Source organism: Viridibacillus sp. FSL R5-0888 (assembly GCF_038009105.1).
GTDB classification, from domain to species: Bacteria; Bacillota; Bacilli; order Bacillales_A; family Planococcaceae; genus Viridibacillus; species Viridibacillus arenosi.
Window position 1 is genome coordinate 1,476,131 of the sequence record NZ_JBBPAU010000001.1, and the last position, 14,981, is coordinate 1,491,111.

A 14,981-nucleotide genomic window follows, 5' to 3' on the forward strand; every position below is an offset into this window, starting at 1 on the left:
TCGCATACCTTACATCTATAGAAAAACTTCCAGTTAGAGAGGAGATTTTTTTGGTGAGCGGAAAAGCGTTACATTATTTTTTTGGGGGAAATACGGCAAGAGGTTTCTTTAGCCTATACGATTCTATTTATGCGGGATTAGAGAAGATCTTCATATTAAAAGGTGGTCCAGGGACTGGGAAGTCGACTTTAATGAAGAATATTGCGAGTGACTGGCAGGAAAAAGGGTATGATGTAGAATTCATCCATTGTGCTTCTGATTCAGATTCTATTGATGGTGTTATTTTTCCTACATTAAAGATAGGGATTGTTGATGGAACGGAACCGCATGTCATAGAACCTAAAGCTCCTGGTGCTATTGAGGAGTATGTGAATCTAGGGAATGCGTGGAATTCACAACAACTTGGCACCAAAACGGATGACATTATTCAATTAATGAAGGAAAAAGAAGAAGCGTATGGGCAAGCTTATCATTCTTATGCAGAAGCGTTAGCCGTTCATGATGAATGGGAAGCAATCTATATTGCCAATATGGATTTTGAAAAGTTAAATGTATTGACTGAGGAGATAAAAGTAACATTTTTTGGGGAAATTCATTTAAATAAGGAAGCAGATGTCCGACATCGTTTTTTAGGAGCAGCTACGCCAATAGGAGCAGTAGATTATGTTCCAAATCTAACTGAGAACATTCGTAAGCGTTACTTTTTAAAAGGCAGACCTGGTTCAGGAAAATCAACTCTTCTGAAGAAATTAGCTTCTACAGCTGAAGAAAGAGGCTTAGATGTTGAGATCTATCACTGCGGATTTGATCCAAATAGTTTGGATATGGTCATCCTCAGAGAACTTGGAATCGCGATTTTTGACAGTACAGCACCTCATGAATATTTTCCATCTCGTGAAGGCGACGAAATAATTGATTTATACAATGTTGCCGTTTTCCCAAGAACGGATGAAATTTATGAAGAGCAAATTTTGGAGATTTCCAAACGATATCGAAATAAAATGAATGAGGGAACAGCAAGTTTAGCTGAAGCAAAAATATCGCACGATAAGTTAGAAGCGATTTATTACGAAGCAGTTGATTTCTCTATTGTTGAAGGTATACAAAAAGAAATTGAAAACACAATAGTTGAGCTATTAAAAGGCTCAACTGTAAATGAGTTTAGGTAACGTATTATAAGAAAGATATAGTCTATTAGCGCAAATCTTAATTGTACATCAGATGTATATCTGTTAATAATATTTAAGTTTTTAGTGAAAAAATATATAAGATTAAGTTACTGGAGAAATTCAGTAACTTTTTTTATAGGCTATTCAAATTTATAAAAGTATAGATTATTAATCCAATGAGAATTTAAACATAATACAATAGCTTACTTTTAAAACGTAAAACAACTTACATAATTAGTTAACTAGAAAAAGGGAGACCGTTACTTTCAAGATTGGCTTGCTACACAACAATCTTAAAAATAGTCTCCCTATAAATACATGTACCATGTTAGTGCATATTTAGATAGTATTTCACAATGTATATTTCAGATATTCGGAGCAACGTTATTTTTCAATAGTCTCCTTAGACGATTTTCTTTGTGATTTTAACTTTCTAATTTCCACTTTAATATTCTGTATAGAATGCTCTGTTAGTTCTACTTTTCCATCTTTCTGAAGCTTTTTCCAGGCTTTGAATTCTTTACGGTATAGGTACTCAGATAATCGATAGATATCCGTATTATGATTTAATGCTTCTTCATATGTGCCTCTTATTTCTTTTTCTACTTCTTTAATTACCTCTCTTCGAATTTCATTAGACGATAAATCTCCATGAAATTCACTAACAGTGACGTTCATTTTTATAGCAATATCGAATTTCACATCATTCTTTCTAACAATTGGTTTTACTTTCAATTTTAATTTATCGACAACTACAGTGAATTCTACTGAATCATTAGAATCTAGTTGGACTGTAACTTCCCCACGTTTCGTTTCTTTTGTCATCCACTGTAATCCACGTATTTTGTCTGCAGGCAGATACCCTTTAAATTCTTTTGGGGAGAGTAATCCTACTCCAGATAAAGAAATGGTATTGGTTTCGTTTTGTTCCGTTTCCCAATGTTTATTGACAGATATAAATGGTATAGCCATTTCGTGATTTGGTTCGTTTAGTCCAATGATTAACTCGCGGAAATTGATGGGTTTTATAAAGGATTCTTGTTCATATGAATTTTCTGGGTCACCCAACTTTGACAATATTAGAGATTTATTTATGATGGGTGTTGTTAACAATAAATCCTTAATCGGATCATTAGTACCGTACATCCAGATTTGATATCTAGTTTCTCTATAACGAAGGAAATTATCTATAATAGGATTTGCTCGCCCATCCTTTAAGGCTTCTTCCGAGAAAATGATAAATGTAAAGAAACCCCAAAAAACTTTTTGATCAATGGAATGATATAATTTGAAAATTGCTTCATCAATCGTTTTCCCTTTGGCATAACCGACTTCGGACTGTACGGGGTTATTAGTAGGTTGTTCGGTTTTTGCAGTATTGGTAAAATCAATAATCTGAGTGTAGACTTCGTATTCACCATCCTTGAAATCTACGCCCACCCCGTGCACATATAGCATCCTTTCAGGCTCGTCTACATCCCAACAACCAGAAAGAAGAGTCGAGAGTAAAAGTACAATAATCCAAATTCTCTTATTCATTTTTTTTCTCTTTTGTCCGTGTTTTATCCAGTGGGTCTAACATATTAGGACGCTTAGAATAGTTTTTTGGAGAAAGTCTAAAGAGCGATTTTTTGATTGTCGACCAATTTAAATCTGAGGAAATATTCATGTATGGAACTCCGAATGTTCGAATATTTGTTAAGTAAAATAAGGTGAAGTAAAGAGACATAAAGAAGCCGAATAAACCAAAAAATGCAGTAGCGACTATAAAACAAATACGTAACACACTTACTGCAGTAACAAGGGATTGATTGATTAGCGTAAAAGTTGCAATGGTTGAAATCGCTATAATGACGATCATCGCAGGACTGGTTACGCCTGCTCGGATTGCTGCATCTCCAATAATTAATCCACCAACAACACTAATAGTTCCTCCAATGGCAGATGGAAGACGTAAGCCCGCCTCTCTGAATAATTCAAACATGAGGAGCATAAGGAGCATTTCTATTGCGGATGGAAGAGGAAGTCCTGTATTCAATTGTACAATGGTCGCTAGTAATTGAAGTGGCATTTGATTTTGATGAAAAGTAGTTAAAGCGAGCCAAAATGCAGGAAGGAGTAAACCAATTAATATACTAAACACACGAAGTATCCGTTCAAATGAACTGAAAACGATGGTATTTTCATTATCCTCACCCGATTTTAAGAGTAAAAACAAATTCACTGGCGTGATAACAACGTAGGCTACCCCTTCAACTAGTATAAGAAAACGCCCCCTGACAAGGGATTGAATGGCATGATCTGGCCTTCCCGTATAATCAGTCCTTGGAAATAGCATGCCACTTTTAATAATGCGTTCCATTAATAAGTCTCCACTAAAAACAATATCAGTATCGACTTTATTTAATTCCTTTTTGATTTCGCTCAATATTTCCTTATTAGCAATATCGTCAAAATAGAGAATGGCTACTGAAGTTTTTGAACGCTCTCCTAGTACAAATTTTTCCACACACAATGAATTTGTCGGTAATCTCTTTCTAATTAATGCAATATTAACTGAAATATCTTCGATAAAGTTATCCCTTGGTCCTTTAATAACCATTTCCATTCGAGTTTCTTCAGGATTTCGATTAGGCATTTTAGCAATATTACTTGAATATAGGAGAAGTTCATCTTCAAAAAAAAGAAGTAAGTGTCCTGTAAATACGAGTGATATAGCTTCTTCTTTATCTTCAACTTTTATTAAATCAGGAATGATTAATTGTGTTTTTATGGCTTCTTCCAAAGTTTGCTCTATATTGTTAGATAATAATTGTTGCACTCTTTGGATAATAACTTCATTTAAAAGCTGTTGATCTACCATTGCATCACAAGTAATAAATTGTACTTTATGTTGATTGAATGTATATGCTTGAAAATGAACATCCGCAGACTTTTGAAATAACTGCCTCAAGGCATTGATATCTATTGGCTCTTTAGCAGATTCCATCGATTTTCACTACTTTCTAAGTAATTATTTTGCTTGAGCTTTTTTGGCTGCTCTTCCTGAAAAGAAAGCTACAATACCAAGAAAAAGGGAAAGTGTTAAAAAGAAGTAAAAGGTAACAGTTAATAAATAATGCCCCTTTATTTCAAGAAACATACTGTCGCTCAATAGAAATAATGATAAGGAAGCAAAGAAGAAAGCAGGAGATAGTGTTAACCAAATACGCTTTTTCTTTCCGTTCATATTGAAAATATCTACAACGACGTATAGTAATAATCCAACTCTTATAAATGCACCCGTAAGCCATTGATAAATTGAAAGAAAATCAAGATGTTCAATAAAACGACCTATTGATATGAGTCCCCACTCTTCATAAGCAGGATAGGTTTGTTTTGCAGCCTCAGTTGGTCCAAATTCAATGATAGCTCCAACGAGTGGACCAAGTGTTAATCCCATTAAAATTAGAAGCATTACTGTGAAATGATACCACCGAATTTTGCCTTTAATTTGATGTTGAAGGAATAAAACCAGCACTAACTCGATAAATCCGGATGCTGGGTACACCATTCCTTTCAAAATTGGTGGTAATCCATGTTCAAAAAAAGGACGCAATAACTCAGGTTCCTTTACTTGAATGTTCGTAAATGCTACAAAAAAACCAAAAACGACTACTCCAAAAAGTACCATAACATTAATCATAGCAATGGTTTGTAAATTCGATGTGACAAGTAAAATGCATAGAATAGTGTAAACAATCAACATTATTAACATTGGTGTTTTAGGTAGAAAAGTAGTAGTAATCCATTGCAAAGTTTCTCTCATTGTAAAAGCAGCGATAATAATAAGATAAATAGCTATAATATATAACACAATGGAAGAGCCCACTTTGCCTATCTTATTTTTTAGCCAATCTTTTATGGGTTCTTGTTTTGATTTTTTATGAATATAAACTAAGAGAAACAGCCAAGGAAATAGTGCTACTGTCGCTAATATTATAGAAGCCCATCCATCCCTCTCAGCAACTTTTAATAATGACGGAATAATGGTTACATGATTTTTTAAACCGATGACGGTCATCGACAAGAATATGACGTGTAATATACTAATTGAACCGATGTTTTTCACATTGCACCCTCTAACATCTATTGGTATCTGTTAGTTTTGCCAATAATGCAGGAGTTTATAATGTGATTTTGGGAAGTTGTAGAAGTATCTAATATTCAGGAGCTATAGAGTAAAAAATAAAACCGCTTGAATCTATATATTCAAGCGGTTTTAACAGTTTACAAATCTAATCAGGAACTTAATGGCTCTTCGAGAGAATACAATAATTTCTCTATTTTATTTTCGCTGGCTTGTACCCATCTACTTTTATCTTCGATATGACCGTCTTTATCCAAAGGCTTTTGAAATTGACTAATCCCAGCTACGGTAGCTAATGCATTTTCATCACGGTCTAAACCAATATTCACAACATGTTTAATGACATAAGGGGAACCGAATGCAATTAAAGCTTCGTAGTGGTCTAATTCTCCCTCTAATACTATAAAGGGAAGTCTTAAATAGATCGTCTCTCCAGCGTCTCGCCATAAAATGCTATCAAATTGCCCTTGGTCATACTCAAAATTTGAAGAAAAATCACAACCATATTCTTCGAAAATATCACGAATATATCCAAAATGAGTTTTTCTTCCTTCAATGGGGGATTGTAGTTTTATCATTATTATTCACTCCAGTTAAAAAAGAATATTACTATTCTTTACAAAATGAAGAATCTCATACAAAAAAGTAACAGGAGTTGAATAAAGTTGATCAATATAAATTGAAAGAATATGCGAAAAAACATGAGATTAAAACTTTTAGGTACGTGTATTTTCCTTTCTATTCACATATTAATAAACTTATACGAGTTTATTTTTAAATAAATAATCATAGGTATTTCTTTTTGGGACAACATAAGTAAGAAAAAATCTCAAGAGGTGATGATCATGATTATTGAAAGGTCGTCTAAGTGGGAAGAAGACTTCATAAACAAGCTGGAGAGTAATGGTGAATGGGATAGTTGGAAACTCTACAATATGAGTTACGACGTAGTAAAAACAAATCTTATTACTGACTTTTCTGGTCTCCAATCTCCTAAATACTTACCAAACCTAACACCCCTTACTCATCAATTAGAAGCAGCTAAAACAGTCATCGAAAGGATGAATGGAAAAGCGATTCTTGCAGACGAAGTAGGTCTTGGTAAAACGATAGAAGCAGGTCTAATACTGAAAGAATATTTAATAAGAGGGCTTGTCAAAAAAGCATTAATATTAGCTCCAGCTTCTCTTATTAATCAATGGGTCGAGGAATTAAATTATAAATTTTATATTCCTGTAATTGCGTATAAGAAAAATATTCAGTTAGATCAATACGATATAGTAGTTATGAGCATGGATACGGCAAAAAAGAGTCCTCATAGAGAGGCAATATATGCTCAGGATTATGACATGATTATTATTGATGAGGCACATAAACTAAAAAATCATAAAACGAAAATCTACGAGTTTGTCCAAAGTTTAAAGAAGAAGTTTTGTCTATTATTAACTGCTACGCCTATTCAAAACGATGTATTTGAATTGTTTTATCTCATTTCTTTATTAAAGCCTGGACATTTAGGTAATTATGAAATGTTTCAGTCCTCGTTTTCAGCAAGCAAACATAATTTAGAGCACGATGAGTATTTAAGAGAATTAGTTAATCAAGTGATGGTCAGAAATAGAAGGCAGGATACAGGGATTGAATGGACAAATCGACAAGTACAAATTATCCCAATTCAATTTACTGATGAGGAAAGAGAAGTTTACAATTTGATTTTGGATTTAAAAGATGTTTCGTCTGCGTTTTCTGGCGCATTTTCAATGATTACTTTACAAAAGGAAATGTGTAGTAGCAAGGAAGCTACTTACTTAACCTTAAATAATATGCGTCAAAATTGTGGTGACCAAGAAGAGGAAGATTACGTTGAAGGAGTCATTCAAAAACTAATGGCATTGGAAGTAAACTCGAAAGCGGAGAAGACTTATGAGATTATTTCCAAGACAACTGACAAGGTTATTATTTTTACCGAATATCGAGCAAGTCAAGCTTATTTGCAGTGGTATTTAAATTCAAAAGGTATTACAAGTGTTCTTTTTAATGGGAAATTCAAGAAAAGTAAACGTGATTACATGAAGCACTTATTCAAGGAACATGCACAAGTCCTCATTGCAACGGAAGCAGGTGGGGAAGGGATAAACCTGCAATTCTGTCATCATGTCATAAACTATGATTTACCATGGAACCCGATGAAGTTAGAGCAACGAATTGGCCGTGTCCATCGTTTAGGACAAGAACATGACGTTCAAATTTATAATCTAGTGACAGATAACACTATTGAAAAAGATATACTGGACATGCTCTACGTTAAAATTGATGTCTTTGAAAAAGTAGTCGGAGAATTAGACGACATTTTATCTGCTTTATAAAAGTACAATTAAAACAAAAAGTAACGGTGGTATATGTTTTTTGCCCGAAAAAGATGCGCCAGGAGAATTCAGAGGAGGGTTTACATGTTCCCACAACAAGTTCATGGGTACTTACGGAATTTTTTTCTAGAGAACGATTGTCATATTGTAAATGAAAGTGACCATTACATCACTGTGCAATTAACGATTGATATGGATAAACGGATTATGAACCGTCCTTTTTATTGGAGATATTTAGAAAGTACGAACGGTGTACCATGTCCAGCTCAATTAACTTTAATTACAGATCAAACAAAGCTTGATGACAATATCAAAGGAGAAGTTGTGCATTTCGGTTCTCCTCGACTCAGTCAATTGTTTCAAGCAACTAAAGAGTTAGGTGCATTTGTACAAATGTTTGAGAATGTAAATCATCTTGAAACAAAAACCATTTTAACCCCATGGCTTGCTGTAAATTATAAAGTGTCATATTACAGCGATCAAACAAAAGAAATGCTGAATTCTTTTGGCTTAAATTTAATGACTGGCCAACTTTTAGATGGCTTTCAAGAATCTTTAAGTGAAGTGGATTTAGTACCAACCATGCCAGACAATGCATTTGAGCTCCCTTATATTATAAAACCAATTCGCGCATTAGAACGATTAAATGTAGCAATAGAAACTATCGTTCAACAAGATGACCATACTTGGGCTGAAGAAGCGAACAAAAGGTGGCAAAAGGCACAACAAGTATTAGAGTACTTTTATGATGGGGTTGAAGATAAGCCGGAAAGTTACGAAATGGAGAAGCAAGCACTAGAAGAACAATACGACCCTAGAATTAAAATCGAAGTAATTAATGGTGGATTGTTTTATTTGAAATGATTATGCAGCTGACTTTAAGTGCTGATAAGAGTTAAATAAGAAAAAACTTGCTTTAAAACTGCAAGTAATATAAATGAAAGTACATTACTAAGAACTTGTAGTAATGTACTTTTTTTGATTAAAGAGAGAAGGATAGGGAATTGAAAAACTAACCCATTTTATTAAGCTCTAAATTTCGAATTTAATGTTCAATTCTTTCGTTGCTTCCAATTATACAAAAGTGTAGAGAAAAGGTTTGCTCCCAAAAACAATAAATTTCCTTGTGCATTAAAAGTTAACACTTGCGTTTCGAAACTCATCTTCTCATAGTATTCATCTTTCGTTAAACCCAATTCCTTTATTTTCTTATCGGTTTCTTTTAAATGTGTAATGTACTTATATTGCATAGGCATTAAAATGAACGATAATAAAATATAAGCGGCAACAATCCATAATGTTATATTTAACCCCATTTTAAAAATCCCCCTTTCATAAATGTTTATTGAAAAAGGTCGGTTTCTCTCCACTTATACATATATATACGCATTCATTCTATTTCTGATGCACTTTATTACTAACTATCCGGTTTTCAGTTTAATTAATTTCAAATAAATTGAAGTATCGTGGTGCTATTAGGCTATATTGCTGCATTTTTGGTCATAGCACTGATAGTATTCTTACTAAGCAATAAGCAGGGCAAACTTACAGAACTAGGTTCCTAAAGAGAGTCTTACAATTTTTAGGAACCTTTAAAATGATGCTTGAAGATGAGAATTTATTGTAGCCACAGTTCATGTGGGAGCCTTTCTAAGGAAATATCTTTCTCAAAGGTTTTGCATAGTATGTTACATGTGCACTATCTTCTTTGAGAAAGGAGTTATGAGTTGGCTAATACTGAGCTCACAGGCCGAATTGTTACCCCTGATGATCCTGACTATGAACAGGCAAGAATAAATAACAACTTAAGCATTCCAAAATTCCCGAGTAAAATCGTATTCTGTCAAAAGACGGCAGACGTATTAAATGCATTGAGGTGGGTAAGAGAAAATAACGAACCATTCCGGATACGAAGTGGTCGACATAGTTATGAGAATTTTTCATTAATCAATAATGGCTTGATCATTGATGTCAGTGAAATGAATAAAATTAAGGTTGACCAGGAAGCAATGACGGCAAAAATAGCTGCCGGTGCTGATTTAGGAAAAGTATATAAAAAACTATGGAAATACGGCCTGACCATACCTGCAGGGACAGAAGGTAGTGTGGGCATCGTTGGCCTGACACTCGGTGGAGGAATAGGTATGTTATCACGCCCATTCGGACTTACTTGTGATAATCTGATTGAAATTGAAATGGTAAGAGCAGATGGACATAAAGGCGCAGAACTGATTAAAGCAAATAAAAATGAAAACAGGGATCTATTTTGGGCTTGTCGCGGGGGAGGAGGGGGTAACTTTGGTATTGTCACGTCCCTTACATTTAAACTGCATCCTATTTCAAATGTATCTCTCTTCTCTGTTTCATGGAAGTGGGAGGATCTTGAAGTTGCCTTTGATGCTTGGCAAAAGTGGGCACACCAAACGGACGAAAAATTAACTTCGCAGATTGAATTAAAATCAAAAGAAGCGGGAGAAATCATTTCTCAAGGCATATTTGTTGGTTCTGCCTCCAAGTTAAAGAAATTATTAAAGCCTATTACCTCTGCCGGCTCACCAACAAATGTATGGGTAAAGGAAGTTCCATATATTGAAGCGGTCAGATTCTTTGACGTACCAAGTGGAAACCAACCAGCACTTCGTAAGAGATCAGGTTCCTTTATTAAAAAACCTTTTCCACTTAGAGCAATCAATAGGATGAAGCATTTATTAGCAAACGCTCCAAATAGAAATTCGAGCATTTGGCATCAATCTCTGGGTGGAGCAGTAGGCAAAATCGCTTCATATGATACGGCTTATTTTTATAGGAATGCGATCATTGCTCAAGAGTACCTTACTACATGGGAAAATCCAGAAGAAGAAAAGCAAAATATTAGGTGGGTAGAAGAAGTAAGAAACACATTATCTCCCTTTACAGATGGCGACTATGTAAATTTTCCAGATCTATATATTAAAAATTGGCCGATAACGTACTATGGAAATAATTTTAGACGCCTTCGAGAAGTAAAAACAAAATATGATGCATTCAATGTATTTAATTTCCCTCAAAGTATCCCTCCTTATAAGAGGTGGATATAAAAGAGAGTACACATCAATTAACCCTAAATCTAAGAAATGGCGTCGAAATAACCAATTGGGTAGAGTCGACATTTTGATCTTCCCAATTAAAAACCCCAACTCTATGAGAAGGGGTTTTTAATATATATTATTCTATTATTTTAATAAAAATTGTGCTTTCATTTGTAATTTCCCGCCTTGAAATGTAAAGTTAGCATTTGATATTCCATCTTTACCATAATACATTATCATATAAGTATAATATGGCTCTCCTTTTTGGCCAACCTCGGAAATTAATTCTCCTTTACCACCAACGATTTTCTTTACACTCTTATAAGACATGCCATTTCTAATTTTATTGAATTCTTTTTTTGTTATTGTTACTTTTGATTTCGCGTATGCTACATTTTGTCCATTAATTGAAATGGGTGTAACTACTCCGAATGTTAATACGCTTGCCACTAAAAGACCAATAATAATTTTCTTCATCTAATTACCCTCACATAAGTTATATTTTACTTATTATACATAATTATGCAATATATTAATAGTTATTAATGAAAAAACTGTGTTTTAAAATTTCATCAAATAATACGTTCTCTTTAAAAGTTTTACTTGCTTCTATACTAATAGAAGATTGCGCCAATCCATATGCATAATCCCATTCAGAGTGCTAACAATAAGGAAGATATGTACAAAAGGGAGTGGATCCACATGTTATCATTTCAACCTAATTGTTGGTCAGAGCATGAAGAGCTTGAAGTTGTTTTGCTTTGTTCACCATCTAAGTTAGAGGTACCAAAATTAAAAACTGCTGAGTATGTAGGGTGGAGCTCTTCTGTTAATCATGCAAAAGCACAACAAAATTTCATGGAGTTCAAATATACCTTAGAGAATAGAGGAATTAAGGTCATCGATTATTCAGAGGAGCTATCGCAAGATGAACGAAACTTAAGTGATCAGCTGCTTAATCGTTATTTTGTACGGGATCTTGCATGTGTGTTTGGAGATATCATTTTACCAGGAGAAGCAGGGGTATCGATGAGGCGTCCAGAGTATGTACAAGCACATTCGCTAATGGAAAAATGGTTTCCAAAAACCTTTTTATTACATGAAAATGATAATGTGAGAGCACTAGAATTTGGCGATGTTCTAATTCTTAATCGAGATGCTGTGTTAATAAATATTGGGATGCGGACAAGTAAAGAAAGTGTGGAAAAAATTAAGGGAAAGATTTTTAGTGCTGGTTTTTCTGAAATAGGAATAATTGATTTGCCTCGTAGGTCCGATACGCTTCATTTGGATATGAATTGTAATGTAGCAAACGAGGATTTACTCATAGCAAAGAGCTTCGTGTGCTATTTACCTATAAATGTTTTGACAGAGAATTCATCTCGATTTGAAATGCCAGAACAATTTTTAAAACGTCATGGATTTGAGGTGAACTGGCTAGATAAATATAACACTATTCCTGATATTAATTTTCTTAACATAGATCCAGAAACATTATTAATAAGCAAACAAGCACATAAGCAGATGATCAAAAATCATCCTAAATTGCAAAAGAAGAAAATTATTGAAATTGAGGTAACAGAGTTAGAGAAAGGTGGAGGAGGCATTCGCTGTATGACACTGCCTCTTAGACGGAAATCATTAAAATAATACACTTAGCAATAAATGTATAGGGGTGACCCTGATGGGATCAAAAATAAAGAAAGACCTTATGTCATGGTGGCAGTTATCTCTTCTTGGAGTAGGATGTACGATAGGAACAGGTTTTTTTCTTGGTTCAAGTATAGCCATTGAGAAAAGTGGACCTGCTGTATTAATTCCCTTTATTTTAGCTGCAATCGGAACTTACATCGTTTACGATGCACTATCGAAAATGTCTGTAGTGCATCTTGATAAAGGATCTTTCCAATCATATGCTAAGAAAGCTTTTGGAAGGTGGGCTGGCTTTAGTAATGGATGGGTATATTTACTTTCAGAAATGCTCATTATGGGAAGTCAACTTATGGCGTTAGGGATATTTACGCAGTTTTGGTTTACATCTTTACCTCTTTGGATCGGAACATCCATTTACGCTGTACTAGGGTTATTGGTTATTCTTACAGGCATGAAAGGGTTTGAAAAATTTCAAAACATTTTTGGAGTGATGAAAATGGCAGCTATAGTCATGTTCATCATTGTTGCCGTGATCCTTTTGAGCAGAGGGATGACTAGTCAAACGGGTGACGTTAATTTGTTTTTAGATAACTATAAGAACTTCTTTTCAGAGGGCTATAGAGGGATTTGGCTTGCGCTGCTCTATACATTTTATGCTTACGGTGGAATTGAAGTAATGGGCCTTTTAGCTATTGATTTAAAAGATTCCAAAGAAGCACCTAAAGCCGGAAAAATTATGATAATTGTACTGACCGTCATCTATATTTTGTCCATTGCTCTTGCTTTGACACTCATTTCTTGGGAAAAATTCAAAGTAGAAGAAAGTCCATTTATTACAGCTCTTGAAAATTTTCAGCTCCCATATGTGATGGACGTCTTCAATGGAATTCTGATAATAGCTGGTTTTTCAACGATGGTTGCCTCATTGTACGGAGTACTGACAATATTAACTTCGCTTGCAGAAGATCATGATGCACCTGCTTTCCTAGCGAAAAAAGGGAAAATGAAAATACCGTTACCTGCATTTCTTTTTTTAGCTGGTGGCTTGCTCATAACCATTATCATTGGCTTTTTGCTGCCAGAGAAGATTTTTGAATACATGATAACAGCTGCTGGTTTGATGCTCCTGTATAATTGGTTATTCATTTTAGTGACTTATACGAAGCTAATGAAAGTGTCGCTATGGGAACGAGTGAAAACAATTATAGGAATGCTGTTGATCGTTATAACAATATCAGGTACGTTAGGTGAAAAAACAAGCAGACTCGGATTATATGTGAGTCTGCTCTTCATAGTCATAATAGGAGTTTGTACATTTATAATGGCGAAAAAATGGAGTAGTAAAAAGAGTGGTTGATAAAAGGTACTTATTTAGGGCGAATTCACAATTTGCCTTTTAAACTCATAAAAGGACATTTGGATTCGCTAGTATCATCATTGCTTAAAAAATATTGCTTCCATTCAAGGTTGTCTTCTTTTCCATACCATTTTAGATCAGGATGAACTGAAATGCCATCATATGCAACAAGGCGTTTACGTATCAACTTTCTCATTTTGAGTCCATTATCAGTAGAGTTGTGAATTTCATCGAACACCCAACGTGGCTGAAATACTATGAGAAGAGATGGGAAATGACGACTCTTTCGTAATCTATGAGCAGGTGTGGCACAGAAAATAAAATAAGGTTCTCCTTCAAAACAAAATGCCCATTTATGATGAGAGGGATCTATTGGCATATCTGTTGGCCAATCTTTTTCATCAAATGTTGTCAGCTGATTTAAAATGGACCAAAATAATTTGCGATAGTCCTCCCAGTCATAGTCCTCAATAATTTCCTCTGGTGTTTCCAAGAAAATAGCTAAAGCGGTATTTTTCCCTGAATCGCGTGAACATTTTCCATACGTCCTCAAGCAGTTTGCAAGATCATTTAGAGAACTTAGTTCCCGAGGATCTCCTACAAAACTAAATCTAAGGTAATTCGATAAAAATGCATGTCTTGCTGGGAAACACGGATACGTATTGTCTTCATCTGCAATCATGGAAGAGAAGGATGTAAAAGCTGATTGTTGCCATAATGGAAGTGTTTCAAAATGTACATCTATCCAGCGTTTTTCTAAAAGACCTTTCACTTCAGAAGCCTCCTTCTATACTTAACTACTTTATTAAAGGAGGTACAAATGGGTGACTATCGGTCTGGAGCTATTTGAAAATCAGCAGATATGCTTCATAAACTTTTCTAAAATTGCTAACGGGGTTTATGGAATTATCCCTCAAGAAGATGCTTAGAAATATGTCAATACTGTAGAATAATAGTTGCACTAAGCTATACATATCAGATGTTTTGATAATACTGCCCCATATATTCCTAACCTAAAAATAGTATTAAGTAGCTAAGGGGATTAAATAATTTTAAGATAGTTCAATATTCCGAAATGAATAAGAACCACGGTTAATCAAGCTAGACTCTTTCAAGATATTTTAGTTGACTGTTTACCCATGGGGGTATAATATGGTGTTTGTAAGAAAGTTGTCAGCGATTTGCGAAAGTATGAGTATTTGAATTTGAACTATGATACAAAGTGAGTAATCGGTTAAA

13 protein-coding genes are annotated in these 14,981 nt (G+C 34.5%); 6 read left to right on the top strand and 7 right to left on the bottom strand.

Annotated elements, in window-relative coordinates; translation table 11 throughout:
• The first annotated feature begins 53 nt into the window (after window positions 1–53).
• Entirely contained in the window at window positions 54–1,169 is a 1,116-nt protein-coding gene (locus MKY02_RS07310; protein WP_340710873.1) for a PRK06851 family protein, read from the top strand.
• A gap of 384 nt (window positions 1,170–1,553) precedes the next feature.
• On the opposite strand, the gene MKY02_RS07315 is transcribed toward MKY02_RS07310, so the two are convergent.
• The 4 genes from MKY02_RS07315 to MKY02_RS07330 form a co-directional block, all read right to left on the bottom strand.
• On the bottom strand, window positions 1,554–2,708 hold the full coding sequence (locus tag MKY02_RS07315; RefSeq protein ID WP_340710875.1) for a Ger(x)C family spore germination protein: 1,155 nt from the start codon (window positions 2,706–2,708) through the stop codon (window positions 1,554–1,556).
• A complete protein-coding gene (locus MKY02_RS07320; protein WP_076034679.1) occupies window positions 2,701–4,158 on the bottom strand; it encodes a spore germination protein in 1,458 nt (485 codons plus the stop codon). Before MKY02_RS07320 ends, MKY02_RS07315 begins: the two co-directional genes overlap by 8 nt.
• A gap of 24 nt (window positions 4,159–4,182) precedes the next feature.
• On the bottom strand, window positions 4,183–5,280 hold the full coding sequence (locus MKY02_RS07325; protein ID WP_038184783.1) for an endospore germination permease: 1,098 nt from the start codon (window positions 5,278–5,280) through the stop codon (window positions 4,183–4,185).
• 170 nt (window positions 5,281–5,450) lie between these two features.
• Window positions 5,451–5,876 (bottom strand): YugN family protein, encoded by a 426-nt coding sequence (locus MKY02_RS07330; RefSeq protein WP_038184781.1) that lies wholly within the window; start codon window positions 5,874–5,876, stop codon window positions 5,451–5,453.
• Between the two features lie 261 nt (window positions 5,877–6,137).
• On the opposite strand from MKY02_RS07330, the gene MKY02_RS07335 reads away from it, so the two are divergent.
• Complete coding sequence (locus tag MKY02_RS07335) at window positions 6,138–7,664, top strand: DEAD/DEAH box helicase (RefSeq protein WP_038184778.1); 1,527 nt, start codon at window positions 6,138–6,140, stop codon at window positions 7,662–7,664.
• Window positions 7,665–7,748: 84 nt separating this feature from the next.
• Window positions 7,749–8,528 (top strand): YqhG family protein, encoded by a 780-nt coding sequence (locus MKY02_RS07340; RefSeq protein WP_038184774.1) that lies wholly within the window; start codon window positions 7,749–7,751, stop codon window positions 8,526–8,528.
• Window positions 8,529–8,716: 188 nt separating this feature from the next.
• Here MKY02_RS07340 and MKY02_RS07345 read toward each other — a convergent pair whose 3' ends face one another.
• Complete coding sequence (locus MKY02_RS07345) at window positions 8,717–8,980, bottom strand: DUF3949 domain-containing protein (protein WP_038184771.1); 264 nt, start codon at window positions 8,978–8,980, stop codon at window positions 8,717–8,719.
• Between the two features lie 411 nt (window positions 8,981–9,391).
• On the opposite strand from MKY02_RS07345, the gene MKY02_RS07350 reads away from it, so the two are divergent.
• Window positions 9,392–10,741: an FAD-binding oxidoreductase gene (locus tag MKY02_RS07350; protein WP_340710877.1), complete on the top strand. Its 1,350-nt coding sequence runs from the start codon at window positions 9,392–9,394 to the stop codon at window positions 10,739–10,741.
• A 135-nt stretch (window positions 10,742–10,876) separates the two neighbouring features.
• Here the strand turns inward: MKY02_RS07350 and MKY02_RS07355 are convergent, their stop codons facing one another.
• Window positions 10,877–11,209: a DUF3862 domain-containing protein gene (locus tag MKY02_RS07355; protein ID WP_143691085.1), complete on the bottom strand. Its 333-nt coding sequence runs from the start codon at window positions 11,207–11,209 to the stop codon at window positions 10,877–10,879.
• Between the two features lie 225 nt (window positions 11,210–11,434).
• Here MKY02_RS07355 and MKY02_RS07360 point away from each other — a divergent pair, with 225 nt between their 5' ends.
• On the top strand, window positions 11,435–12,382 hold the full coding sequence (locus MKY02_RS07360) for an arginine deiminase family protein (protein WP_038184765.1): 948 nt from the start codon (window positions 11,435–11,437) through the stop codon (window positions 12,380–12,382).
• A gap of 34 nt (window positions 12,383–12,416) precedes the next feature.
• Window positions 12,417–13,742, top strand: coding sequence for an amino acid permease (locus MKY02_RS07365; protein WP_340710878.1), 1,326 nt, complete (start codon window positions 12,417–12,419; stop codon window positions 13,740–13,742).
• 25 nt (window positions 13,743–13,767) lie between these two features.
• Here the strand turns inward: MKY02_RS07365 and MKY02_RS07370 are convergent, their stop codons facing one another.
• The gene (locus MKY02_RS07370) at window positions 13,768–14,514 is read right to left on the bottom strand and encodes a YqcI/YcgG family protein (protein WP_340710879.1); all 747 of its coding nucleotides are present in this window, start codon (window positions 14,512–14,514) and stop codon (window positions 13,768–13,770) included.
• Window positions 14,515–14,981: the final 467 nt, after the last annotated feature.

Bases quoted from the DNA above. Each gene is read 5' to 3' on its own strand.
- MKY02_RS07315 (WP_340710875.1), bottom strand. From the start codon at position 2,708: ATGAATAAGAGAATTTGGATTATTGTACTTTTACTCTCGACTCTTCTT.
- MKY02_RS07320 (WP_076034679.1), bottom strand. From the start codon at position 4,158: ATGGAATCTGCTAAAGAGCCAATAGATATCAATGCCTTGAGGCAGTTA.
- MKY02_RS07330 (WP_038184781.1), bottom strand. From the start codon at position 5,876: ATGATAAAACTACAATCCCCCATTGAAGGAAGAAAAACTCATTTTGGA.
- MKY02_RS07335 (WP_038184778.1), top strand. From the start codon at position 6,138: ATGATCATGATTATTGAAAGGTCGTCTAAGTGGGAAGAAGACTTCATA.
- MKY02_RS07340 (WP_038184774.1), top strand. From the start codon at position 7,749: ATGTTCCCACAACAAGTTCATGGGTACTTACGGAATTTTTTTCTAGAG.
- MKY02_RS07345 (WP_038184771.1), bottom strand. From the start codon at position 8,980: ATGGGGTTAAATATAACATTATGGATTGTTGCCGCTTATATTTTATTA.
- MKY02_RS07355 (WP_143691085.1), bottom strand. From the start codon at position 11,209: ATGAAGAAAATTATTATTGGTCTTTTAGTGGCAAGCGTATTAACATTC.
- MKY02_RS07360 (WP_038184765.1), top strand. From the start codon at position 11,435: ATGTTATCATTTCAACCTAATTGTTGGTCAGAGCATGAAGAGCTTGAA.
- MKY02_RS07365 (WP_340710878.1), top strand. From the start codon at position 12,417: ATGGGATCAAAAATAAAGAAAGACCTTATGTCATGGTGGCAGTTATCT.